This is a genomic window from Agrobacterium sp. AGB01, from assembly GCF_014851585.1.
In the GTDB taxonomy this organism is placed as follows: Bacteria; Pseudomonadota; Alphaproteobacteria; order Rhizobiales; family Rhizobiaceae; genus Agrobacterium.
Window position 1 is genome coordinate 1 of the sequence record NZ_JACVAB010000006.1, and the last position, 23705, is coordinate 23705.

Here is a 23705-nt window from a genome sequence, read left to right on the forward strand (position 1 = left end):
GAACAAACCAGCCATAAAAGCCAATCTATCGTGATTTCTCCAAAACGAAGCAGTCCGTCGCTAGCAGCGCCGCCGCCCTCGTTCAGTGAGCGGACTTATAAATCTAACCTCCCAAACAAGTCAACAGCCCTTTTTCATATTTATAATAAAATCATACAAACTACTGTTTTTATTAGAGAAATGATGACGTTTACAGATTTTGACCGATTTTGGCGGCTTAAAAGCATATGCTGGCCCTGTCGTTTGAAAAATGCCATAGGAATTGCCAGCACTATTCGACTGAGGCCACCGACAGGCCCGTTTGATACAAGGATTGGAGCAGCCGTGCGCATACTAGAAGAAGCCGTTATTCGCGAACTTCCCAATTACTATCGCGGAAAGGTACGCGAGAATTACGACTTGCCAGACGGTTCGCGCATCATCATCTCGACGGACCGGATCAGCGCCTTTGACCGCATCCTGACCTGCATTCCTTACAAGGGACAAGTGCTGACCCATACCGCACGTTACTGGTTTGAGCAAACCGCAGACATATGCCCGAACCACGTTATCAGCTATCCGGACCCGAATGTGGTGATCGGTAAACGTCTCGATATTCTTCCTGTTGAGATCGTTGTCAGAGGATATCTGGCTGGCACAACAGGCACCTCCATCCTTACTCTCTATAAGAAGGGCGAGCGCCAGGTGTATGGCATCACTCTGCCGGATGGCCTTCGCGACAACCAGAAACTGCCGGAACCGATCATTACCCCGACCAGCAAGGCCTTTGACGGCGGACACGATGAACCCCTGACACCCGACGAAATCGTTGAGAAGAAGCTGCTCACCAGTGAGCAATGGCAGACTCTGTCAAAATATGCGCTAGAGCTGTTCAAGCGCGGCCAGGAGATCGCCGCCAAACATGGCCTGATCCTGGTCGACACCAAATATGAGTTTGGCACGGACGCCGAAGGCAACATCATTCTTGCCGATGAAATTCACACGCCTGACAGCAGCCGCTACTGGATTGCAGAATCCTATGGCGCAAGCTTCGAAAATGGCACACGGCCAGCGAGCTTTGACAAGGACTTTGTCAGAGCATGGGTGGTTGAACGTTGCGATCCCTATAAGGATGACATTCCGGAGATTCCGGAAAAGCTCGTCATGGAGACATCGGATGTGTATATAAGAGCATATGAGCAAATAACGGGGAAAACATTCGTTCCTGATAATAGCGAAAACACACCATTGGAGCGTGTTCGCAAGAATTTGGAGCCCTATTTTACCGGAGCCTGATTGTGGTAAACTCATCTGCATCCATAAAAACCGTCAGCAATACAGCAAAAACCGCGCTTCCCCGGAAGCGGCTGCGGCGGCCTGCAGAAGAAACCCGCAGCGAAATTCTGGCCACGGCCGAGAAGCTGTTCAGCATGCGCGGCTTCTCGACTGTGACGATTGCCGACATTGCCGCGGCAATGTCGATGTCGCCAGCCAATGTATTCAAGCATTTTCACTCCAAGGTCGCGCTGGTTGACGCCATCGTCCTCAGACAGATCACCTCTTTGCAAAATGATCTGGATGCCATGGACACCACCCTGCCCCCCTATGAGCGACTGCACCAGATGGCGCTGTCACTGATGCGCAAACATGTCGTGACGCTGGAAGAAACACCTTATGTGTTTGAGATGCTGGTTTTGATGGCCAAACAGGAACTGGATTGCGGCGAGCAGTATCTGCAGGTGCTCAATGCGCATGTCAGCAAAATCATCGCAGCCGGCATCAAGCTTGGAATTTACCAGACAGACGATCTCGACGGAACCGCCGATACCATCAATCACGCCCTCGTCAGCGTTATCCATCCTGTCCTCATCGCAGGTGAGAACCCGGATATTTTAGCCACACGCTGCACGAAACTCGTCAATATGATGGATGCTGCGCTGCGAAATACACTTGCAAAGTGACGCTTTTAATTTTACGTCACTTGATAACAACTGACGAAATTCAATCATCCGGCTCATTGTATCCAATAAGCCGGATGTTTTTGGTTCATTATTGATAATTGCTTGAAATCAGCTCCGGCTTGCGGATCATCAGAAAAAGCTCTCTTTGTCCGCAGAGCTGGCTCTTATGTGGGAAACACGAATGACAAGACGTATCCTTCCGGTTCTTGCCGCCTTGTGCGTGGCTGGCGTGGTTGCAGGCTGCAGCGATGAAAAGCAGAGTGCACAGGCGCAAGCGCCAGAACGTCCACCTGCTCCTGTCAGCGTTGTTATCATGAAAGAATCCGAGCAGCCGTTGACGACGGTACTGCCCGGTCGTGCCAGCGCCTTCCAGACTGCGGAAATCCGCCCGCGCGTCACCGGCATCATTCGCGAGATCACCTTCAAGGAAGGTAGCGAAGTGCAGCAGGGCGACCTGCTCTACCAAATCGAAGACGACACCTATGTCGCCGAAGTTGCGCAGGCCCGCGCCAGCCTTGCAAAGGCTGAAGCCAGTGTTCCAAGTGCTCAGGCAAACCTGGCCCGCTATGAGCGTCTGGTTAACAGCGGAGCAACGCAGATTGAATATGAAAATGCCAAGGTGACCTTGCTTCAGGCCGAAGCAGATGTTGCGCAGGCAAAGGCGGCGCTTCAGGCGGCTGATATCAATCTCAACCTGACGAAAATCCGCGCACCGTTCAACGGCATCACCACATCGACGAGCTTCAGCATCGGTAACGTTGTGACTGCAAACCAGTCCGCCGCGCTGACCACACTGCGCCGTATCGATCCGATCTACATTGACCTGATTGAATCCAGTGCCAATCTGCTGCGTCTTCGCACGGCAGTTGCCGCAGGCTCAAAGGGACCGAACAATGCCGAGGCCGACCTCCACCTGACCCTGGAAAACGGTACGAAATATCCTCATGCCGGTAAGGTCGACATGTCGGATATGGCGGTAAGCGAAACAACCGGCACTTATTACATCCGCGCCCAGTTCGACAACCCGGATGACCTCATTCTGCCGGGCATGTACGTCCGCGCCACGCTGACCATCGGCGAGGAAAAAGGCTTCCTCATTCCGCAGCGTGCTGCCGACAGAAACCCGAGCGGCGAACTAACCGCAAAATTTGTCAGCGAAAAGGGCACCGTTGAAACGCGCACATTTGCTGAAAGCAGCCAGTCCGGCAATTCCTGGCTTGTAACCACAGGCGTCAAGGACGGCGACAAGCTGATTGTGGATGGCTTCCAGTGGATTGGCGACGGCGCACCGATTGCACCTGTTGAAGTAACAATTGACGACAAGGGACTGGTGGTAACCCAGCCAGCGGCTCCAGCAGCCGCTCCCGCAAACTGATAATCGCGACAATCGCCCGACGACCGTAACAACGAAGGCGCAGAAACACATATGGCCCACTTCTTCATCCGGCGCCCAATCTTTGCTTGGGTGATAGCGATTGTGATTATGCTTGGCGGCTTGCTGGCCATCAACACACTCTCTATCTCGCAATATCCAGATATCGCACCGACAACGGTTCGCATCAGCGCCAGCTACAATGGCGCGAGCGCGGAAACAGTACAGAAATCGGTGACGACAGTTATCGAAGACGGCATGACCGGTCTCGATGACCTCACTTACATGACATCCTCTTCTTCAACCGGCAGTTCCTCTGTTACGCTGACCTTTGGTAACAGCATCATGCCGGATATTGCTCAGGTGCAGGTGCAGAACAAACTGCAGCTCGTCCAGACCCAGCTGCCGGATGTCGTGCAGCAGGCCGGCATCGAAGTCAGCCGCTCGACCTCCAGTATTCTGATGGTCGGCGCCCTGATTTCCACCGATGGCAAACGTACATCGGTGGATCTGGGTGACATTTTCTCGACCAGCATTGAAGACCAGATCAAGCGTCTTGAAGGTGTTGGTAGCATCAACATCTTCGGTTCCGGTTACGCCATGCGCGTCTGGCTCGATCCGTTCAAGCTCAACAAATACCAGTTGACGACCAGCGATGTCACCACGGCTATTCAGAGCCAGAACACCCAGGTTTCCGTTGGTCAACTTGGTGCACTGCCAGCCGTACAGGGTCAGCAGCTGAACGTCACGATTACGGCTCAGAGCCAGCTGACCACAGTTGCAGACTTTGAATCGGTTATCCTCAAGGTCGAAAAGGACGGCGCAACCGTTCGTTTGAGCGATGTTGCCCGCATTGAAATTGGTGAAGAAAGCTATGGTGGCGATTCCCGCTCCAACAGCCGTCCTTCCTCCGGTTTTGCCGTAAACCTTGCGACCGGCGCCAATGCTCTTGATACCGCAGCCCGCGTGAAAGCAGCGCTTGACGTTGCCTCTGGAGGTTTGCCTGAGGGTGTTGTCATTGAGTATCCGTATGACACCACGCCATTCGTTCAACTTTCCATCGAGAAGGTTGTTCACACACTGATCGAAGCGATCATTCTCGTTTTCGTCGTTCTGTTGATCTTCCTGCAGAATTTGCGAGCAACGATCATTCCGATGATCGCGGTTCCCGTGGTTCTGCTGGGCACATTCGGCATTCTTGCGCTGGCGGGATATTCCATCAATACGCTAACCATGTTTGCCATGGTGCTTGCCATCGGCCTTCTGGTGGATGATGCGATCGTGGTGGTGGAAAACGTCGAACGTATCATGTCCGATGAGGGGCTTCCGCCTCTCGAGGCGACCGAAAAGTCGATGGGTGAAATTACCGGTGCGATCATTGGTATCGCTCTGGTTCTGACGGCCGTGTTCATTCCGATGGCCTTCTTCGGCGGCTCCACCGGCATTATCTATCGCCAGTTCTCGATCACCATTGTGTCGGCCATGCTTTTGTCGGCCGTCGTGGCCATCGTGCTGACACCGGCTCTTTGCGCCACGATCCTCAAGCCGATCGACCACCACAAAAAACAGCGTGGTCCTGGCGCATGGTTCAACCGCGGCTTTGGCAAGACAACCGACGGCTATGTTTCGAGCATTGGTTATCTGTTGAAGCGTCCGCTGCGCGTCCTGGTGATGTTTGCCATCGTCATCGGCGGTTGTGCCTGGTTCTTCACCAAGCTACCAAGCTCGTTCCTTCCTCCGGAAGACCAGGGCGTTCTGCTGACCATCGTTCAGCTGCCAACAGGGTCTACGATAGAGCGTACCAATGAAGTCGTAAAACAGGTCGAAACATACTTCCGCGAAAACGAAGCAGACAATGTCGATTCCGTATTCGGCGTTCTCGGCTTCAGCTTCACCGGCTCCGGCCAGAACAACGCGATGGTGTTCACCAAGCTGAAGGACTTCCCACTTCGCAGCAAACCTGAGCAACATGCCGCAGCCATCGTCCAGCGTGCTATGGGAACCTTCTTCACGTTCCGTGATGCCCAGGTCTTCCCGCTGCTTCCGCCTGCTATTCAGGGCATGGGCACATCGAGCGGTTTCTCGATGTATCTGGTCGACAGTGGTCGTAACGGTAATGACGCGTTGACGGCTGCATCGAAGGAACTGATCCAGATGACCGGGTCCAACCCGAACATCAGTTCTTTGCGCAGCAATAGCCGCGATAACGAATCGCAGATGAAGATCAACCTTGATCAGGAAAAGATGGGTGCCATGGGTGTCGATCTTGCCTCGGTCAACCTGATGCTCTCGACCATCTTTGCCGGTCGTGACGTCAATGACTTCACGCTGAATGGTGAACTGAAACCGGTATATGTTCAGGGCGACGCACAATACCGTATGCAACCGGACGACCTGAAGTTCTGGTACGCCCGTAACAGCAGCGGTGAAATGGTGCCATTCTCGTCCTTCTCGGAAGTATCCTGGGTAAGCGGCGCTCCAACCCTTGCACGCTTCAACGGCACAGGGGCGATCTCGCTCGAAGGTACGGCCGGACCAGGCATTGCCTCGGGTGTTGCCATGGATGAGATGGAAAAACTGACGGCAAGCCTCAACGGTGGTTACACCGTGGCCTGGCAGGGCATCTCCTATCAGGAGCGTCTGTCCGGTTCGCAGGCTCCTGCCCTCTATGCTCTCTCGGTCCTCATCGTCTTCCTTTGCCTTGCTGCACTTTATGAAAGCTGGTCCATTCCGTTTTCGGTCATCATGGCCGTTCCGGTTGGCGTGCTGGGTGCTCTGGCGGCAGCACACTTCTTTGGACAGTCCAACGATGTGTACTTCAAGGTTGGCCTGCTAACGACCATCGGTCTGGCGGCAAAGAACGCGATCCTGATCGTGGAATTTGCCAAGGAACGAATGGAGCATGGGTTAAGCTTGCTCGATGCGACATTGGAAGCAGCACGCTTGCGTCTGCGCCCAATTATCATGACGTCGCTGGCGTTTATTCTTGGCGTGGTACCACTTGCAATCGCAACGGGTGCTGGTTCCGCAGCTCAGAACGCCATCGGTATCGGCGTTCTCGGGGGCATGCTTGCAGCGACGGTTCTGGGCGTATTCTTCGTACCGTCCTTCTTCGTAATCATCAGAAAGATATCAAAACGGTCACACTGACAGAAAAAACGTTGTGCCTGCACTTCTCTGATTGTTAAAAAATATACGAATCGTAGCAAACCTTATGCTACGATTCACCATAAATGCTGATCGGGGCCAGTATTCGGGGCAGCCGTGAGATCTCGAAACTTTTAGGGTATTATGATGCTATCCATTCGGACTTCCATTCCACTGGCCCTGCTGCTGCTTTCCGGCTGCGTTGTGGGACCAGACCACAAGGCACCAGAAATTCAATTGCCAACAAAATTTGCTGAGGGCGGCAAGACGAGCAATGGCGATGTTTCAACAGTTGCCTGGTGGAATGCTTTTAACGACAGCCGTCTTAATGGGTACGTCAGCACCGGTTTGGCGCAGAACTTGACAGTGCTTCAGGCACTTGAGCGCATCAATCAGGCTGAAGCAAGCGTGGTTGTTGCGGGCGCAGGTGCACTGCCAAGCCTCACGACCCAGGGCCAGCACACAACCAGCGGCCGTAAGGGCAGCCTGCCAACGGCAGACAGCAGTGTCACCAATACATCGGCTGGATCGCTAAACGTGTCCTGGCTGCTGGATCTGTTTGGTCAGTATCGCCGTTCCAAGGAAGCCGCCAATGCAAACCTCGACGCGGCTTACGCAAGCGCCGATGTTGCAAAGCTTTCGCTGCTTTCTTCGCTCGTTTCGGCCTATATCGATGCGCGCTACTATCAGGAGCGTCTGGCAATTGCCCGTCAGAACCTGACATCGCGTCGCGAAACACTCGACCTGACCAAGCTGCAGCTTGAAGCCGGTGCAGCCTCCCGTCTGGACGTTGTACAGTCCGAAGGCCTGGTGAACTCGACACTCGCAGAAATTCCGAACCTTGAAACCAACTTCCGTCGTGCAGCACACCGCGTTGCAACGCTGCTTGGCATGCCTGCATCGTCGCTGGTTGTGGAACTGCAACGCGGCGCACGCCAGCCTGTTGCCCGCTCCATTCCAAAGACCGGCATTCCGGCGGACCTGATCCGCAACCGTCCTGACGTCCGTGCAGCCGAACGCACACTGGCAGCGGCGGTCGCTCAGATCGGCGTTGCCGAAGCGCAGCTGTACCCAAGCATCGAGCTTGGCGGCACAATCACACCAAGCTACTCGCGCATAAGCGGTGGCAGCCGTGGTTCGTCCAACTCCTGGTCTTTCGGTCCGTCGCTCGTTCTGCCAATTCTTGACGGTGGCCGCCTGCGCGCCAACGTTGACATTGCCAACTCTTCCGCACGCGAACAGTACCTTGTCTGGAAACAGACAGTCCTTACCGCCGTTGAAGAAGTTGAAAATGCACTTGCAGCCATCAACCGTGACCAGCGCACGGCCAGTGCCCTGCGTGCAACCGTCAACTCTTACAACGAAGCGCTTTCGCTCTCGACCGCCAGCTACCGTGACGGCGCATCTTCGCTGCTCGACGTGCTGGACGCACAGCGTTCCGTTTCGACAGCCCAGGCAAGCCTTGCTCAGGCTGTACAGCAGACAGCTCAGGACTACGTGGCCCTCAGCGTTGCTATCGGTGGCGGTTACGCCATTGGCGCGACACCGGCCAAGCCAGCCATGTAAGCTGCCTGCCAGCGCATCCCAAAGCAAAAGCCCGCAACACATGTTGCGGGCTTTTTTGTTGGCGAGACAATAAAAAACCTCCGGTTTTGGCCGGAGGTTTTTGCTGCCAACTCGGTTCGAGCTGATTAGTTCTTGGCACGCTCAACGTAGGAATTGTCTTCGGTGGCGATAACAACGCGAACACCAGCGTCAACATGCGGCGGTACCATTGTACGGATACCGTTGGACAGAATAGCAGGCTTGTAGGACGAAGACGCTGTCTGGCCCTTAACGACTGGCTCGGTCTCAACGATCTCAAGCGTCACGTGGCGTGGTAGTTCGAGAGCCAGCGGGTTGCCTTCATAGATCGACAGAACGCAGGTCATGCCTTCCTGAAGATAGGCCTTCTGGTCACCCATGGTCTCAACGTCTACGACAACCTGGTCGTAGTTTTCAGGGTTCATGAAGTGGAAGCCTTCGCCGTCTTCGTAAAGATACTGGAAGTTCAGGTCTTCAACGAATGCGCGCTCAACCTGCTCGGTCGTGCGCCAGCGCTCGGAAACCTTCACGCCATCAACGATGCGGCGCATATCCACCTGCGTAACAGGCGTGCCCTTGCCTGGGTGGAAGTTCTGGGCGGTGAGAACGACGTAAAGCTTGCCCTCGACTTCGAGAACATTGCCCTTACGGACAGATGAGGCGATAACCTTGACCATATGACTTCCTTGTAACTCAGTAAAATGCGTCGTAAAGGACAGCGCGGCTGCGCCTGCCGGTAGACGTTTAATCTGTTTTCCGGGCGCAAGTACCTTAAATTCACGCAAATAGCCAGCCTTCAACTGTATCGACCAAAAAGAAAGCCAGCCATGAACCCGTCAGCCAAGACATCTTCCCCATGGTGGACGCCGGATGTGCATGCCGACCGCAGGCCATTTCTTTTGGGGCGCAATGCGATACAGGCAAATCTCAGAGCCTATTTCGCCAAAAACGACTTCCTTGAGGTTGATCCACCGTCACTACAGGTGTCTCCGGGCAATGAGGCCCATTTGCATGCTTTTGCAACGCAGGGCATAACGACGGCTGGCGAACATTTTCCGCTTTACCTGCACACATCTCCTGAATTTTCCTGCAAGAAGCTGCTGGCAGCGGGCGAACAACGCATTTCCTGTTTCGCACATGTCTATCGCAACAGGGAACGAGGCCCGTTGCACCATCCGGAATTCACCATGCTGGAATGGTACCGCGCCAACACCGGGTATGAAATGCTGATGGCCGATTGCGCAGACATTCTTGCCCTTGCTGCCGAAACCAGCAAGACCAAACATTTCACCTACAATGGTCGTAGTGTTGATCCATTTTTGGAGGCGGAAAGAATAAGTGTCGCTGAAGCATTCGAGCGTTATGCGGGCATCGACCTTCTGGCTAGCATTGATAAAAATGGCGAAACAGATCGCGACCATCTGAAAGCCGCACTGACCAATGCCGGCATCCGCACATCATTTGACGACACGTGGGCAGATCTGTTCAGCCGAGTCGTCGTCGAACGTATCGAACCTGAACTTGGTTATGGCCGAGTGACAATTCTCGATGAATATCCGTCGAGCGAGGCCGCACTTGCCCGCCGGACAGCGAAAGATGGCCGCGTTTCCGAACGTTTTGAGCTTTATGCCTGCGGTGTGGAACTGGCAAATGCCTTCGGAGAACTGACCGACAGCAAAGAACAGCGCATCCGTTTCGAGCAAGAAATGATTGAGAAACAACGTGTCTATGGCGAGACATATCCGCTGGATGAAGACCTTTTGGCAGCGCTGGAATTGATGCCGGCTGCCAGCGGCATCGCGCTTGGATTTGACCGTCTTGTCATGCTGGCAACCGGCGCGCCGCGTATCGATCTCGTCATGTGGGCACCAGTCGCGGAATACGGGAGATGACAACGATTACCCGCAGCCTCAAATCGGTAAAGGCCTTAAACGAGGCCGGGTTGATCGACGCACCGGCGTCTGATCGCCTGACGCCGGTTGGAGAGCGTTATGCGGTGGCCATCACCCCTGATATCGCAGCCCTGATACAGCACGAAAATGGTGACGGACCGATAACCCGTCAGTTCGTACCGGACCTGGCCGAACTGACCATCACCAATACTGAACGCGAAGATCCGATTGGTGATGAGGCGCACAGCCCAGTTCCAGGCATCGTGCATCGTTATCCTGACCGTGTGTTGTTGAAGGCCGTTCATATCTGCCCGGTCTACTGTCGCTTCTGTTTTCGCCGTGAAATGGTCGGGCCTGATGGCAACGGCACATTGAACCGCGAAGAACTGGACACGGCCATCGCCTATATCAGGGACAACCCGACGATCTGGGAAGTCATCCTGACCGGTGGTGATCCCCTGGTGTTATCACCGCGCCGGCTGAGCGAAATCATGTTGGCGCTGAAAGTAATCGACCATGTTAAAATCGTTCGTTTCCACACGCGCGTCCCTGTCGTCGAGCCGCAACGAATTGACGACGCTCTTGTCGATGCACTGAAAGCCAGTGGCAAGACCACCTATGTGGCACTACATGCCAATCACGCCGACGAACTGACCCCACAAGCACGCGCTGCCTGTAACAGACTGGTTGATGCGGGCATTGTGATGATCAGCCAGACCGTTCTGCTGAAGGGCATTAATGATGATGCCAGCATCCTGGCAGACTTGATGCGCGCTTTCGTCGAAACTCGAATCAAACCTTACTATTTGCATCACCCCGATCTTGCGCCCGGTACATCACATTTTCGTCTGAGCATCGAGGAAGGTCAGAAAATAGTCGCGCAATTGCGTGGCAATATCTCCGGCCTCTGCCAACCGACATATATTCTGGATATTCCAGGTGGCTACGGCAAAGCGCCAGTTGGCGAATCGGTGATCCGCCAGACGGGCGATGGCTGTTATTCGGTGTCCGACTTTACCGGAAAGAGCCACAAATACCCTCCGGCATAATTTTTTTCGTGCAATTGATACCAATCACATTTTCCTGATCCGGCAGCGTGTATTTTTTCACAATCGCCGGAACCAATCGGTATGCCCGACGTTTCAACGCGGATGTTCACCAAAAGCAGATTTGTGCTACCCGGGTGGAGGCCCGATGGAGACTACACGAAAACAAAATTTCACAATTCCGCCCGAAATCTGTCATCATAAAGAAAAATATTCTGCGCATAATCATTTACGTTGATTTTGATTTAAAATTCGGCTACGAAGCAACTTGTTGGAGTTTAGACTCCGGTTTTAGTGCAACACGCGAACGAAGGAGAGTGACATGTTTAAACTAACATTCAATGCCGCCACCCTTGGTCGCACTGTGCTTAAACACGAGCGCACAATTTCGTGCTCCTGCTTCTGTCGAATGTGACCTGAACACCGTTCAATTCATTTCAAAATTCATTCGACAAAGCCACAGCAATCGAGCTGTAGCGGGAGTACGCATATGCAAAAGCAAGTTATAGAATTCGCCGGTGAACCAGTCGGCATCGTCATTCCGGATAATGATCGTTTCAAGTTCATTGCGGTGAAATTCCACGTTCACGATCTCGATGAACAGCGGTTCGATACGCCAGATGATGTGAAACTGGCTATTCGCAATCTCGTTCACAATCGCAATATCGCTGCTGTCGCGTGAAATATCACGCAGAGCCGGATGTGCGGTCCATAAACGCTGAACGATATTTCACGACAGATAAAGCGCGAAGCCAAGTATTCCATACCGCTCCGCGCTTTTTATATGTCAGAAACCCCTAAGACAAATCCGGCACGAAACCCTGCGCTGAAAGTATGATGTCGAAAAAGCGACGTCATCACTCTCTCAGGAAAAGAGAGTGATTTCGACAAAGGTCCGAAGCTCACAAAATTCAGAATGCCGTAAATGTCAGCGTCGTCAGTGAACGCACGATGCCCGGGATGCAGACGATATTATCGTTGATGAATTTCCCGGTATCCTGATCTTCCTTGAGGTAAATCTTCAGCAGCAGATCATATTCACCACTGGTCGAATAAAGCTCGGACACCAGCTCCGTTTTGTAGATTGCATCCGCGACCTCGTAGGTCTTGCCCGGTGTGCATTGCAATTGAACGAAGATTGGCTTCATTGGTCGATATCCTGAAATGCGATGAGGTGGCACACCTCTTTTCAACAATACTATTGGCTGAGGCGTGCCTGTGTTGCAAGTCCATTGGCCATTTTGTGCCCTCTGGCAAAGACCATTGTCTTGCTGCCTTCGCACAAAACCGGGCAGATCGGCATTATTCCCTAAGGGAATGATCTGTTGACGATATGTCGATATCCAACAGCCTTCACACTCGCTAAGCTCGAAGCATAATCAGTCCCGGTCAACGGGATAAACCCACTTCCGGATGGCGAACATGTACAACGATCCACGCTCCCACGGCCTGTGGGAAATGACAGCTCCCCCACCGCCTGCAACATCGCCGCTTCAAGGCAATGTCTCGGCAGATGTCGTCATCGTGGGTGGCGGTTATACCGGCCTTTCGGCAGCCTTGCATCTGGCAGAACGCGGCACGCGGGTAACCCTGCTGGAGGCAAAACAATTTGGCTTTGGCGGCGCTGGCCGAAATGTCGGCCTGATCAATGGCGGCATGTGGACCATGCCCAAGGAACTGCCCACCGTGCTTGGTCCTGTTTATGGCGAACGCTTGCTGGATTTGCTGGGCGGTGCGCCGCTGGTTGTGCGCGAACTCATTCAAAAACACGCCATCGATTGCCAATTACAGACAAACGGTACGCTGCATTGTGCTGTCGGCAAGTCAGGCCTTGAGGAAATTGAGGAACGCTGCCGTCAATGGAGCGCACGCGGCGCGCCGGTAAAAATTCTTGATGCGGAAGAGACCGCCAGACGTGTTGGAACCCGCGCCTATGCTGGCGCTCTTCACGACAGCAGGGCTGGCACCTTACAGCCGCTCGCCTATGCACGCGGCCTTGCCCGCGCCGCACAAAATGCAGGCGCCCAGCTACACACTGAAAGCCCGGTCTTATCGACAGAACGGCAGGCTGGAAACTGGATCGTCAGGACTGCAAAAGGCTCCGTCACGGCACAATGGATTATTGTTGCATCGGAAGCCTATAGCACCGGCCCCTGGGAAGTCGTTCGCCAGGAACAGGTCTATCTTCCCTACTTCAATTTCGCGACGAAACCGCTGAACAAAGCCGTCCTGAACACCATTTTGCCCGGCAAGGAAGGATGCTGGGACACACGCGAAATCCTGTCATCTTTCCGGTTGGACAAGGAAGGCCGCCTGGTGTTCGGCAGCGTCGGCGCATTGCGAAACACTGGCCTTGCCATTCACCGGGCTTGGGCAATCCGCTCATTACAAAAGCTCTTCCCGCAAATCGGCAAAATTGAATTTGACGCCGAATGGTACGGCAAAATCGGCATGACGGATAATGCCCTGCCACGTTTCCATAAATTCGCACCCAATGTCGTCGGGTTTTCTGGCTATAACGGCCGCGGCATCGCGCCGGGCACAATCTTCGGCAAAACAATAGCAAGCCATGTCAGCGGTGATATCACCGAAGACAACATGCCCTTGCCTCTGACCAAAGCGAGAGAGCAGAAACTGCGCAGCGTCAAAGAAACTTACTACGAAGCGGGCGCACAGATTGCCCATATTGCCGGGGCACGTTTCTAGCACCCGTAAACTATGCCGTTGCCGGAAAAGTCTTCTCTGACCGGATCTGCGTGCTCGGCCGCCGCAGGTCCGGTTTTTATTTGCCGCAAATACGGACAAGACTGGCTGACATCAGCATACGACGTTGGTGCAAATCGATGTATTCTTGAAAACATATCCATTCTCGGTTAAGCCAAACCGCCATATACAACCAAACATATCGGATGACCAAAAGGAACCGCCATGAAATTTCTCAGACGCCACATGTTCAGAACAATCGCGGCTTCCGTTGCAGCCGTATTCCTGTCCACAGCCTTGCTTTCCGGCACAGCCGCTGCTGAAGAAAAAGTAACGGTTTTTGCCGCTGCCAGCATGAAGAATGCGCTGGATGCGATCAACGCCGAATGGGCCAAGGAAACCAAAAACGAAACCACTGTTTCCTATGCAGCGAGCTCTGCATTAGCCAAGCAGATTGAAGCTGGCGCACCTGCCGACATCTACATCTCCGCCGACCTGGCATGGATGGACTACGTCGCTGAAAAGAAGCTGATCAAGGAAGACACCCGCTCCAACCTTCTCGGTAACCGCATCGTTCTGGTAGCTCCAGCTGACAAGGCAAAGGACGTTGAAATCAAGGAAGGTTTCGACCTGGCCGGTCTGCTGGGCGATGGCCGCCTGGCGATGGGTGCCGTTGATTCCGTTCCAGCCGGCAAATACGGCAAGGCCGCTTTGGAAAAGCTCGGCGTATGGTCGGCGGTTGAACCCAAGGTTGCCGGAGCAGAAAGCGTTCGCGCAGCGCTGCTGCTGGTATCGCGCGGTGAAGCACCTTACGGTATCGTCTACCAGACGGATGCCGCTGCTGACCCAGGGGTAAAGATTGTCGGCATGTTCCCTGAAGATACCCACCCAGCTATCATCTATCCGGTTGCAGTCCTGTCTTCCTCGAAGACACCGGCAGCTGAAGCCTACCTCGAATACATGAAGTCGGACAAAGCTGTACCGATCTTCGAAAAGGAAGGCTTTACAATCGTAAAGTAATCCTCATCCACTTGGATGGACGACATACACGCCCCGGTCATGGCCGGGGCGTTCGCTGAAAAGAACAAAGGAAACCCGCAGTGGACTGGCTAACACTTGGCCCTGACGAATGGATCGCAATTCGCCTCAGCTTATGGGTTTCCGCCATCGCGATGCTGGTCAGCCTGCCCTTTGGCATCATCACCGCACTGGCCTTGGCGCGGGGCCGTTTCTGGGGAAAATCGCTGCTCAACGGCATCGTGCATCTGCCTCTGATCCTGCCACCGGTCGTGACAGGTTTCATCCTGCTGGTTCTGTTTGGCAGACGCGGTTTCATCGGCTCCTATCTTGATGAATATTTTGGCATCGTTTTTTCCTTCCGCTGGACGGGCGCAGCGCTTGCCTGCGGCATCATGGGCTTTCCGCTTATGGTCCGCTCGATCCGCCTTTCGATCGAATCCGTCGATCGCAAGCTGGAGGAGGCAGCCGGAACCTTGGGTGCAAGCCCATTATGGGTGTTCCTCACGGTTACCTTGCCGCTGACATTGCCCGGGATTATTGCCGGCATGATTCTGGCCTTTGCCAAAGCCATGGGTGAATTCGGTGCCACCATTACTTTCGTGTCGAATATTCCTGGCGAAACACAAACATTGTCGGCCGCCATTTATACATTCACGCAGGTTCCGGGCGGGGACCTCGGCGCGCTGCGGTTGACGATCGTCGCCATTGTCATTTCCATGCTGGCACTTCTTGCCTCGGAATTCATGGCACGCTTCGTCGGAAAACGGGTGAACGCAGAATGAGCCTCACTGTCAGCATCAATCACCGTTTTCAGTCTTTTCACCTGGACGCATCCTTCATGTCCGAACGCGGTGTGACCGCACTTTTCGGCCGTTCAGGATCCGGCAAAACCTCGATGATCCGTATCATTGCAGGATTGACGAAACCCGACAGCGGCAAGGTCGTTCTTGATGACACGACGCTGGCGGATTCCGACAGGCGCCTTTTCGTGCCGGGTTACAAACGCCGCTTTGGTTATGTGTTTCAGGAAGCACGGCTTTTCCCACACATGACCGTGCAGCAAAATCTGGACTATGGCCGCTGGTTTACACCAAAGGCCAACCGGCAGACCAATGATGCCCGCATCATTGAAATGCTTGGCATCGGCGCGCTGTTGTCGCGATATCCGGACAACTTGTCAGGCGGCGAAAAACAACGTGTCGCCATTGGCAGAGCACTGCTGTCTTCACCACGCATGTTGTTGATGGATGAACCGCTTGCGGCGCTCGATGAAGCCCGAAAGCTGGAAATCCTGCCCTATCTGGAACTTCTGCGCGACGAAATGCGCCTGCCGATCGTTTATGTCAGCCACTCGGTTGCCGAGGTTGCCCGTCTGGCCGACAAGGTCATCGTGATGAAGGACGGCAAGGTGGAAGCGGCAGGTCCCGCCAGCGAAGTTCTCGGTGAATCTGCCTTTTCCAACCAACTCGAACGCCGTGAAATGGGCAGTATTCTCTCCGGCAAGATCGAAGCTGTTGACGATAAATATGGACTGCTGACCGTCCGCCTCAAACAAACAAGCCTCACCATACCTGCCAAGGCAGGCGAAATCGGAAAAACCGTGCGTGTGCACATTCCTGCCCGCGACGTCATGCTTGCAACCGAAAATCCCAATGGTTTGAGTGCTTTGAACATTCTGCAGGGCACCATCAAGGACATATCCGACGCCACCGATGGCATGGTCACCGTCAGCGTCAATTGTGGTGGCGATACCATCCTGTCACGGATTACCACGCTGTCTCAGGAAAGGCTGGGGCTTGAACCGGGCAAGCCGGTTTTTGCGATCGTCAAGTCGGCAGCACTCGACCGCTACTGACCGGCATCAGATGATTGGCTGCGGTTTTTCTCCAACCAGTCCAACTCTGGTTTGACAGCCTTTTCAAGCTTTTCCTGCATGTGCCGGTAGGTGTGCAGCAGTTCATTACCGAACTCCGTCAGGGCAGCACCACCGCCCTGCTTGCCGCCCCGCTGGGATTCGACAACCGGCCTGCTGAACATGCTGTTCAAGGCATCCACCAGCAGCCAAGCCCTTCGGTAGGACATATCCATCGCGCGTCCTGCGGCAGAGATGGATCCTGTCGAGGCAATCAGTTCCAGCAGACGGATCTTGCCATGACCCAGCCGGTTGTCTGGCGGAAAATCGATCCGCAACACCAGTCGCAAGACATCATCACAGTTTTCCATCAACTATCTCGACACATTCAGCAGGACTATGGTCGCTGTTATTTCATGCCTTATTCCGAAAGAACAGAGAGAGCTTCATCTGCGATCGTCTGTTCCTCGTCGGTTGGGATAACATAAACCGCGACCCGGCTGGCCTCACTGCTGATCAGCCTGCGGTTTTCATTATTGGCGGCATCATCGATCTCAACACCCAGCCACATCATCCTCTCGGCTATGCTTTTGCGCATCAACGGCTGATGTTCACCAATACCGGCCGTAAACACAAATGCATCCAGCCCCCCAAATGTTGCCGCAAGCCGTGCAGCCTCGCCGGCAATCCGGAAAGAAAACAGATCAAGCGCAAGTTTGGCGTCGGGATTTTCACTCTTCAGCAAATCACGAATGTCAGCACTGACGCCGGAAACGCCAAGCAGACCGGACCTGTGATAAAGCAACTCCTGCAGATCGACAGGCTTCATGCCCTTTTCAGTAAGAAGATGCAAAAGAACCCCGGCATCAAGCGCTCCGCACCGGGTTGCCATTGGAATGCCATCCAGTGTCGAAAAGCCCATGCTGGTGTCACGGCTAATGCCTTCCTCCAGTGCGCACAGACTTGCCCCGCTTCCCAGATGCGCGGCAACAACCTTGCCGGAGCCAAGCTCAGGTGCGATGCGCTTCACGGCACTGGCAATGAATTTATAGGACAGGCCATGAAAACCGTAGCGCCTTACGCCTTCATCATGCAGGGCAGAAGGTAGCGCAAAACGTTGCGCCAACGGATGCTGGCTTCTGTGAAACGCGGTGTCGAATGAAACCGTCTGCGGCATATCAGGGAAAAGATGAGTGATCGCCTGGATCAACCGCAGACTTTGTGGCTGATGCAAAGGTGCAAGAGGTGTCAGCTCTTCAATACCGACACGTGTTTCGTGGCTCAGAACAACAGGGCCTCCGAACCTGTCGCCACCATGCACCACCCTGTGCCCCACCGCATAGACATCATCCAGGTTGAAATGTTTGGCGAGCCAGCCAAAGGTTTCTTCCAGCACATCATGCAGGACATCCTGCCCATCCGCTGTCAATGGCACTTCAAAATCTTCCGGACCTTCCATCAAATGGAAAACCAACGGACGCTCCCGAAAATCAATGATGCCTTTGCCAATACGGGTGGCTTTATCCGCCTCGACCGCAAAAAGACCAATCTTCACGGTCGATGAACCGGCATTGAAGGTAAGAAGCATCTTGCTCGTCATGACTGACCTCCCGTTGCGTGCACCCGACAATCTCACCAAGCGCGCACGCTTTTGTCATCAGGATCATAGGGTCGATTTTGACCGTAGAATTGATTTCAATCAATGATTGCGCATATCGTTCCCCTATCCTGTGAATAGACAAGATATGCCGCCCCGTTCGGTCTATCTAAAATCAGGGGTATTCATGACTGTTTCAGCGCCGCCAAAAACCGACGCGAACTCCGACAGCCAGCCAGTTCCCTGGCACGCATTGGAAGTTCCGCACGCCGTTAACAAGCTGGATAGTAATGGAGCCGGATTGCATCCGGATGAAGCAAAACGGCGACTGGAAACCCACGGACCAAACCAGCTTCCTGAACCTCCCAAAACCAGCCAATTGTTGCGATTTTTTGCCCAGTTCAACAATACGCTGATTTATTTCCTGCTGGTTGCTGCCGCCTTCGCCGCATTCCTTGGGCATTTTGTCGATGCTGCCGTGATCGTTGCAGTGGTTACGATCAATGCGATTGTCGGTTTCATTCAGGAGGGCAAGGCAGAAAGCGCGCTTGACGCCATCCGCAACATGATTGCGCCGCATGCCACGGTTTTAAGAAACGGCGAAAAGCAGAATATCGATGCCAGACAGATCGTGCCGGGGGACGTGGTTCTGCTGGAGGCTGGAGACAAGGTTCCCGCCGACATTCGCATCATGCGTGCACGCAATCTGCAGATCAACGAGGCTATTCTAACCGGGGAATCGGTTCCTGCTGAAAAGCATGAAAGCCCATCGCAACCAGATGCCAGCCTTGCAGAACGCCGCTCACTCGGTTTTTCCGGCACCATAGTCACCACAGGCCAAGCCACCGGACTGGTGGTGGCAACCGGCAGCACAACGGAGATCGGCCGTATTTCTTCGCTGATCAGCCAGGTCCAAGGCCTGACAACGCCTTTGCTTGAGCAAATCAACCGCTTCGGAAAACTGATCACCTGGGCAGCATTGGCTCTGGCCTCCGTGCTGCTGTTGATCGCGCTGCTTGTCCATCAATATGACTGGGCCGACGCCCTGATGCTGGTTGTTGCGCTGGCGGTCAGTGTTGTACCGGAAGGCCTGCCTGCCGTTATCACCATCACCCTTGCCATCGGTGTTCAGCGTATGGCCGCTAGAAACGCTGTCGTCCGCCGTTTGCCAGCCGTGGAAACACTTGGCGCCACTTCGGTCATTTGCTCAGACAAAACCGGCACTCTCACAAAAAATGAAATGACCGTCGCCTGCGTGGTCACGGCGTCATCGACAGTCGATGTGACGGGAGCAGGTTATCAGCCAGAAGGCATGCTGGTTGAAGCCGGTAACGAAACGCCAGCGAGAAACGACCCCGCCCGCGACCAGCTCGTCAACGCCGCTCTGTTGTGTAACGACGCTGTCCTGACGCATGAAGATACCCATTGGGTAACGCTGGGTGATCCGATGGAAGGTGCGCTGGTGACGCTTGCGCTGAAATCAGGCCTTGCGCAGGAAGAACAGCGAAACAGTTGGCAGCGTCTTTATGAAATCCCCTTCGATGCGCGCCATCGTTACATGGCAACACTCCATACCATACCGTCAGGCGAACGGGTCATTTTCGTCAAGGGAGCGCCGGAAACACTGCTTTCTCTCTGCCAAAAACAAGCCGCTCTCAATACGGACCAGCCAATCGACATCAGCTACTGGCAGGAAAAAATTGACGCCGCCGCAGCGCAGGGACAGAGAATTCTGGCCTTTGCCACCAAACCGGCGCCGCAGGACAAACAAGACATAAACCCTGACGATATGGCCTCCGGTCTGGTTTTTCTGGGTATAACCGGCCTGATCGATCCACCTCGCCCGGAAGCACTTGCCGCAATAGCGCAGTGCCGGTCGGCAGGCATTTCCGTCAAGATGATCACCGGCGACCACGGCGCAACGGCACTGGCAATTGCCCGCCAACTCGGTATTGCCGACAATCCTGAGGTGCTGACGGGCGTTGAGGTTGATGCATTTTCCGACATGGACCTGCAAAGAGCCGTCAAGTCCGTCAGCGTATTTGCCCGCACCAGCCCGGAACACAAGCTGCGGATCGTGCGCGCTCTACAAGAAAACGGCGACATTGCCGCCATGACCGGTGATGGTGTCAACGACGCGCCATCCTTGAAACAGGCCGACGTTGGCGTCGCCATGGGTCATAAGGGCACCGAGGCCGCCAAGGAAGCCGCCGAGATGGTGCTGCTGGACGACAATTTCGCATCGATTGTGGCGGCGGTGCATGAAGGACGTACGGTCTACGACAATATTCGCAAGGTTATTTCCTGGACTCTGCCGACAAATGGCGGCGAAATCCTGTCGGTAATTATCGCCATTATCTTCGGACTGACCCTGCCAATGGCACCGGTCCATATTCTCTGGATCAATATGGCCACCACGATAACCTTGGGGCTGGTGCTGGCGTTTGAGCCACCGGAACCCGGTGTCATGCAGCGGAGCCCAAGAAAACGCGATGCACCAATGCTCTCGCCATTCCTGTTATGGCGGATGATTTTTGTATCAATCCTATTCATGCTTGGTGTGTTCGCCATGTTCCAGTTTGGTCTATGGCGTGGACTGGGAGAAACCGCAGCACGGACAATGGTGGTCAATGCCATCGTGGTGATGGAAATTTTCTACCTGTTCAACGTGCGTTATCTGCACATGACGTCTTTCAGCCTGCGCGGAGCAATGGGCACACCTCCGGTGCTGTTGGCGATTATCGCCGTCACTGCGGCGCAGTTCCTGTTCACCTACACGCCGTTCATGCAGACAATGTTCGAAACGGCGCCGCTGTCCCTGCTTGACGGATTGGTCGTGGTTTCAACAGGCATCGTGCTGATGATCGTTCTGGAGATCGAAAAAATCGTACTGCGGCGTTTGCGGCTGTTTGCCTCGGAGGTGTGACCGGTTTCATGCAAACCGATCACGCCAGGCCGGTTGCGCCCCGGCAACTGGCAACGCCGTCGCTTCATAGATACCCCGGGCAATCGCCCGGGCCATGACGATGCTGGCAAGATGACAAATCTCGGCAAAATGAGCCCCGGCTTCCAACGGTTTCAAACCGGTCGCCGCTGCAAACATTGTGTCGCCGTCACTGGAAAGATGTGCGGGCAATACGGCCCGAGCTAGGCCGTCATGGGCCAAGATCGACATCCGATGCGCCTGCGCCTTGCTCAGCGTCGCGTCCGTAACAACGGCACCGATAGTGGTTGCCGTTAGGGTAACACCTTTCAAGCGCATGGCAGTATCAGACGCTGAAAAACCGCTCGGAATCCCCTTGTTGCCAAATTCGCCCGCCTGCTCAAACGGTGCGGCCCAAAAGTGCGGACCATCGCCGACCGTTGCTGAGCCGAGCGCGTTGACGGCAACCAGTGCCGCAACCACGTATCCACCTGACGCCACCGCACTTGCCGAGCCAAGACCACCCTTAAAAGTCGCAGTGGTGGCACCTGTGCCAGCACCAACCGTTCCCAGCGAAAATGCCGTGTCGTCAGCAGCCGTGAAGGCCGCATAACCCATGTCGCGATAGGGCGAATGCCGACCCCAATCCTTGTTGCCGCCATTGAGCAGGTCCATCAGGATCGCCTGCGGAACAATCGGCACCCGTGTTGTGCCAACCTGCAGACCGCGCCCCTGTTCACGCAACCCCGCCTGCACGCCACCCGCCGCATCCAATCCGAATGCAGAGCCACCCGACAATACAAAAGCATCAACAGTTTCAACGGTCATTGCCGGATTGAGCAGATCGGTATCACGGCCACCCGGCGCACCGCCGAGAACCGAACCGGATGCAACAGCCGGTTGGTCAAAAACAATCGCCGTGACGCCGGACCCAAGCGCGAGGTCCGTTGCATGCCCGACACGGACACCTGCAACATCTGTCAGCAAATTGTGCAATTGCGCCATGATATCCTCTTTGTCTCAGCCATCCTGCACCGCCCTGTAACATCAATATACAGGTCTACAGCCGGTCTGAGATTCCCCTGTTTGGCTGCATGGTTATCAGCAATTAACCTAATGGTTTAGGTGAATCTTATGTTTTCAGTATTATCCAAATGACTAGGATATCCAGAAGTTTGAAGGGAGATACAGTCGAGATGAACGCGAAGATCCGTGAAATACTGTCAAAGTTCGGCCAGTTGCCGGTTTCCGTTGATACGATTGCCGATGAAGCTGATCTTTATGCAGCCGGGCTTTCTTCTTTCGCGTCGGTTCAACTGATGCTTGGAATTGAAGAAGCATTCGATATCGAATTCCCTGATAATCTTTTGAACCGCAAATCCTTTGCGAGCATCAAGGCTATCGAAGACACAGTGACCCTTATTATCAAGGACCAAGAGGCAGCCTGATGAACGTTTCTGTTGCCCTGCCGGAAACCGCGCTTGCAGCCCGGACTGCGCGGGTGGCAGTTATCGCGGCCAAACATGCCGATGATGTCGATCATGCCGGACGTTTTCCCAAGGAAGCCGTTGACGCGCTGAAAGCTGAACGGCTGCTTGGCATTCAGATTCCGGTTCATCTGGGTGGCGAAGGCGCCTCCCTTGAACAGATTGCCGAAGTTTGCTCGACACTCGGGCAGGCGTGCTCGGCCGTCGCCATGATTTTTGCCATGCACCAGATCAAGGCATCCAGCCTTGTGGAACATGGCGAAGAAAGTGAATGGCATACACAATTCATGCGCCGCATCGCGGCAGAACAACTGCTGCTTGGCTCCGCAACCACCGAAGGCGGTATCGGCGGAAACCTGCGTAATTCCATCTGCGCCATTGAGCGCGAGGGAACGATCTGCCGCCTGCAAAAAGACGCGACAGTTATTTCCTACGGCAGTGACGCCGATGCCATTCTCGTCACGTCCCGTGCCCATGCAGAAGCCAGTTCTTCCGATCAGGTAATGACGGTCTTTTTGAAAGATCAGTATTCCTTGGAAAAAACCCATGTCTGGGACACGCTCGGCATGCGTGGCACCTGTTCGGATGGCTTCCTGTTCAAGGCAGAAGCGCCTGCCGTACAGATATTTGCCAAGCCTTTTGCCGAAATCGCCGCCCAGTCCATGTTGGCCACCTCCCACTTGTTGTGGAGTGCCGTCTGGCACGGCATCGCAGCCGACGCAGTCATGCGGGCACAAAGCTTTGTCCGCGCCGCAGCACGCCGTTCACCCGGCATCGTACCGCCCGGCGCCATCCGGCTGGCAGAAGTATCGAGCAAACTGCAAACGGTTCGCTCTAACGTCATTGCCGGCCTTAGAGCCTATGCCGAGACCAAAAAAGACCCTGACGCACTGATGTCCATGGGTTTTGCGGTCACCATGAACAATGTGAAGATCTGCTCGTCGGAGACCATACTCGACATCATCAACCATGCCCTGCTGATCTGCGGCATCATGGGTTACAAAAACGGTACGCCCTATAGTGTCGGACGCCATCTGCGCGATGCACATTCCGCACAATTGATGATCTCGAACGATCGTATTTTGGGCAATACGGCAAATCTGTTGCTTGTTCACAAGCAAGACACCAGCCTGTTGGGATAA

Annotated in this window: 20 protein-coding genes; 15 read left to right on the forward strand and 5 right to left on the reverse strand. The window is 54.4% G+C overall.

All coding sequences use genetic code 11. From position 1 onward, the window contains the following. Positions 1 to 324 precede the first annotated feature (324 nt). From IB237_RS19265 to IB237_RS19285, 5 genes are all read left to right on the forward strand, one after another. Positions 325 to 1275 carry a phosphoribosylaminoimidazolesuccinocarboxamide synthase gene (locus IB237_RS19265; protein WP_192490337.1) on the forward strand — a complete coding sequence of 317 codons (951 nt, stop codon included), beginning with the start codon at positions 325 to 327 and terminating at the stop codon, positions 1273 to 1275. Between the two features lie 2 nt (positions 1276 to 1277). Further along, positions 1278 to 1940 (forward strand): TetR/AcrR family transcriptional regulator, encoded by a 663-nt coding sequence (locus IB237_RS19270; RefSeq protein ID WP_259149615.1) that lies wholly within the window; start codon positions 1278 to 1280, stop codon positions 1938 to 1940. A gap of 181 nt (positions 1941 to 2121) precedes the next feature. Beyond that, a complete protein-coding gene (locus IB237_RS19275; protein ID WP_192490338.1) occupies positions 2122 to 3315 on the forward strand; it encodes an efflux RND transporter periplasmic adaptor subunit in 1194 nt (397 codons plus the stop codon). Positions 3316 to 3366: 51 nt separating this feature from the next. Further along, positions 3367 to 6462: an efflux RND transporter permease subunit gene (locus IB237_RS19280; RefSeq protein WP_192490339.1), complete on the forward strand. Its 3096-nt coding sequence runs from the start codon at positions 3367 to 3369 to the stop codon at positions 6460 to 6462. A 144-nt stretch (positions 6463 to 6606) separates the two neighbouring features. Further along, a complete protein-coding gene (locus IB237_RS19285; RefSeq protein ID WP_192490340.1) occupies positions 6607 to 8025 on the forward strand; it encodes an efflux transporter outer membrane subunit in 1419 nt (472 codons plus the stop codon). A 125-nt stretch (positions 8026 to 8150) separates the two neighbouring features. Here the strand turns inward: IB237_RS19285 and efp are convergent, their stop codons facing one another. Further along, complete coding sequence (gene efp, locus IB237_RS19290; protein ID WP_192490341.1) at positions 8151 to 8720, reverse strand: elongation factor P; 570 nt, start codon at positions 8718 to 8720, stop codon at positions 8151 to 8153. A gap of 150 nt (positions 8721 to 8870) precedes the next feature. On the opposite strand from efp, the gene epmA reads away from it, so the two are divergent. From epmA to IB237_RS19305, 3 genes are all read left to right on the forward strand, one after another. Further along, on the forward strand, positions 8871 to 9935 hold the full coding sequence (gene epmA / locus IB237_RS19295) for an EF-P lysine aminoacylase EpmA (protein WP_192490342.1): 1065 nt from the start codon (positions 8871 to 8873) through the stop codon (positions 9933 to 9935). Beyond that, positions 9932 to 10984: a lysine-2,3-aminomutase-like protein gene (locus IB237_RS19300; protein WP_192490343.1), complete on the forward strand. Its 1053-nt coding sequence runs from the start codon at positions 9932 to 9934 to the stop codon at positions 10982 to 10984. The genes epmA and IB237_RS19300 overlap by 4 nt, the downstream gene beginning before the upstream one ends. 487 nt (positions 10985 to 11471) lie before the next feature. Beyond that, complete coding sequence (locus tag IB237_RS19305; RefSeq protein WP_192490344.1) at positions 11472 to 11663, forward strand: hypothetical protein; 192 nt, start codon at positions 11472 to 11474, stop codon at positions 11661 to 11663. Between the two features lie 229 nt (positions 11664 to 11892). On the opposite strand, the gene IB237_RS19310 is transcribed toward IB237_RS19305, so the two are convergent. Next, positions 11893 to 12129 carry an Lrp/AsnC ligand binding domain-containing protein gene (locus IB237_RS19310; RefSeq protein WP_192490345.1) on the reverse strand — a complete coding sequence of 79 codons (237 nt, stop codon included), beginning with the start codon at positions 12127 to 12129 and terminating at the stop codon, positions 11893 to 11895. A 274-nt stretch (positions 12130 to 12403) separates the two neighbouring features. Between IB237_RS19310 and IB237_RS19315 the strand changes: the two genes are divergently transcribed. From IB237_RS19315 to modC, 4 genes are all read left to right on the forward strand, one after another. Further along, on the forward strand, positions 12404 to 13687 hold the full coding sequence (locus IB237_RS19315; RefSeq protein ID WP_192490346.1) for an FAD-binding oxidoreductase: 1284 nt from the start codon (positions 12404 to 12406) through the stop codon (positions 13685 to 13687). A gap of 243 nt (positions 13688 to 13930) precedes the next feature. Continuing rightward, entirely contained in the window at positions 13931 to 14704 is a 774-nt protein-coding gene (gene modA, locus IB237_RS19320) for a molybdate ABC transporter substrate-binding protein (protein ID WP_371815371.1), read from the forward strand. Between the two features lie 80 nt (positions 14705 to 14784). Then, a complete protein-coding gene (gene modB, locus IB237_RS19325; protein WP_192490348.1) occupies positions 14785 to 15486 on the forward strand; it encodes a molybdate ABC transporter permease subunit in 702 nt (233 codons plus the stop codon). Continuing rightward, a complete protein-coding gene (gene modC, locus IB237_RS19330) occupies positions 15483 to 16559 on the forward strand; it encodes a molybdenum ABC transporter ATP-binding protein (protein WP_192490349.1) in 1077 nt (358 codons plus the stop codon). Before modB ends, modC begins: the two co-directional genes overlap by 4 nt. Here modC and IB237_RS19335 read toward each other — a convergent pair. Beyond that, entirely contained in the window at positions 16553 to 16927 is a 375-nt protein-coding gene (locus IB237_RS19335; RefSeq protein ID WP_192490350.1) for a winged helix-turn-helix domain-containing protein, read from the reverse strand. The genes modC and IB237_RS19335 overlap by 7 nt on opposite strands. Before the next feature lie 50 nt (positions 16928 to 16977). Further along, positions 16978 to 18156: an acetate/propionate family kinase gene (locus tag IB237_RS19340; RefSeq protein ID WP_192490351.1), complete on the reverse strand. Its 1179-nt coding sequence runs from the start codon at positions 18154 to 18156 to the stop codon at positions 16978 to 16980. A gap of 184 nt (positions 18157 to 18340) precedes the next feature. Here IB237_RS19340 and IB237_RS19345 point away from each other — a divergent pair, with 184 nt between their 5' ends. After that, positions 18341 to 21079, forward strand: coding sequence for a cation-transporting P-type ATPase (locus IB237_RS19345; RefSeq protein ID WP_192490352.1), 2739 nt, complete (start codon positions 18341 to 18343; stop codon positions 21077 to 21079). A 6-nt stretch (positions 21080 to 21085) separates the two neighbouring features. Here the strand turns inward: IB237_RS19345 and IB237_RS19350 are convergent, their stop codons facing one another. After that, positions 21086 to 22081 (reverse strand): P1 family peptidase, encoded by a 996-nt coding sequence (locus IB237_RS19350; RefSeq protein ID WP_192490353.1) that lies wholly within the window; start codon positions 22079 to 22081, stop codon positions 21086 to 21088. A gap of 191 nt (positions 22082 to 22272) precedes the next feature. On the opposite strand from IB237_RS19350, the gene IB237_RS19355 reads away from it, so the two are divergent. Continuing rightward, on the forward strand, positions 22273 to 22524 hold the full coding sequence (locus IB237_RS19355) for an acyl carrier protein (protein WP_192490354.1): 252 nt from the start codon (positions 22273 to 22275) through the stop codon (positions 22522 to 22524). Continuing rightward, positions 22524 to 23705, forward strand: coding sequence for an acyl-CoA dehydrogenase family protein (locus IB237_RS19360; protein ID WP_192490355.1), 1182 nt, complete (start codon positions 22524 to 22526; stop codon positions 23703 to 23705). The genes IB237_RS19355 and IB237_RS19360 overlap by 1 nt, the downstream gene beginning before the upstream one ends.

Coding starts and splice junctions, on each gene's coding strand:
- IB237_RS19275 (WP_192490338.1), top strand. CDS start 2,122: ATGACAAGACGTATCCTTCCGGTTCTTGCCGCCTTGTGCGTGGCTGGC.
- IB237_RS19280 (WP_192490339.1), top strand. CDS start 3,367: ATGGCCCACTTCTTCATCCGGCGCCCAATCTTTGCTTGGGTGATAGCG.
- IB237_RS19285 (WP_192490340.1), top strand. CDS start 6,607: ATGCTATCCATTCGGACTTCCATTCCACTGGCCCTGCTGCTGCTTTCC.
- efp (WP_192490341.1), bottom strand. CDS start 8,720: ATGGTCAAGGTTATCGCCTCATCTGTCCGTAAGGGCAATGTTCTCGAA.
- epmA (WP_192490342.1), top strand. CDS start 8,871: ATGAACCCGTCAGCCAAGACATCTTCCCCATGGTGGACGCCGGATGTG.
- IB237_RS19300 (WP_192490343.1), top strand. CDS start 9,932: ATGACAACGATTACCCGCAGCCTCAAATCGGTAAAGGCCTTAAACGAG.
- IB237_RS19305 (WP_192490344.1), top strand. CDS start 11,472: ATGCAAAAGCAAGTTATAGAATTCGCCGGTGAACCAGTCGGCATCGTC.
- IB237_RS19310 (WP_192490345.1), bottom strand. CDS start 12,129: ATGAAGCCAATCTTCGTTCAATTGCAATGCACACCGGGCAAGACCTAC.
- IB237_RS19315 (WP_192490346.1), top strand. CDS start 12,404: ATGTACAACGATCCACGCTCCCACGGCCTGTGGGAAATGACAGCTCCC.
- modA (WP_371815371.1), top strand. CDS start 13,931: ATGTTCAGAACAATCGCGGCTTCCGTTGCAGCCGTATTCCTGTCCACA.
- modC (WP_192490349.1), top strand. CDS start 15,483: ATGAGCCTCACTGTCAGCATCAATCACCGTTTTCAGTCTTTTCACCTG.
- IB237_RS19335 (WP_192490350.1), bottom strand. CDS start 16,927: ATGGAAAACTGTGATGATGTCTTGCGACTGGTGTTGCGGATCGATTTT.
- IB237_RS19340 (WP_192490351.1), bottom strand. CDS start 18,156: ATGACGAGCAAGATGCTTCTTACCTTCAATGCCGGTTCATCGACCGTG.
- IB237_RS19345 (WP_192490352.1), top strand. CDS start 18,341: ATGACTGTTTCAGCGCCGCCAAAAACCGACGCGAACTCCGACAGCCAG.
- IB237_RS19350 (WP_192490353.1), bottom strand. CDS start 22,081: ATGGCGCAATTGCACAATTTGCTGACAGATGTTGCAGGTGTCCGTGTC.
- IB237_RS19355 (WP_192490354.1), top strand. CDS start 22,273: ATGAACGCGAAGATCCGTGAAATACTGTCAAAGTTCGGCCAGTTGCCG.
- IB237_RS19360 (WP_192490355.1), top strand. CDS start 22,524: ATGAACGTTTCTGTTGCCCTGCCGGAAACCGCGCTTGCAGCCCGGACT.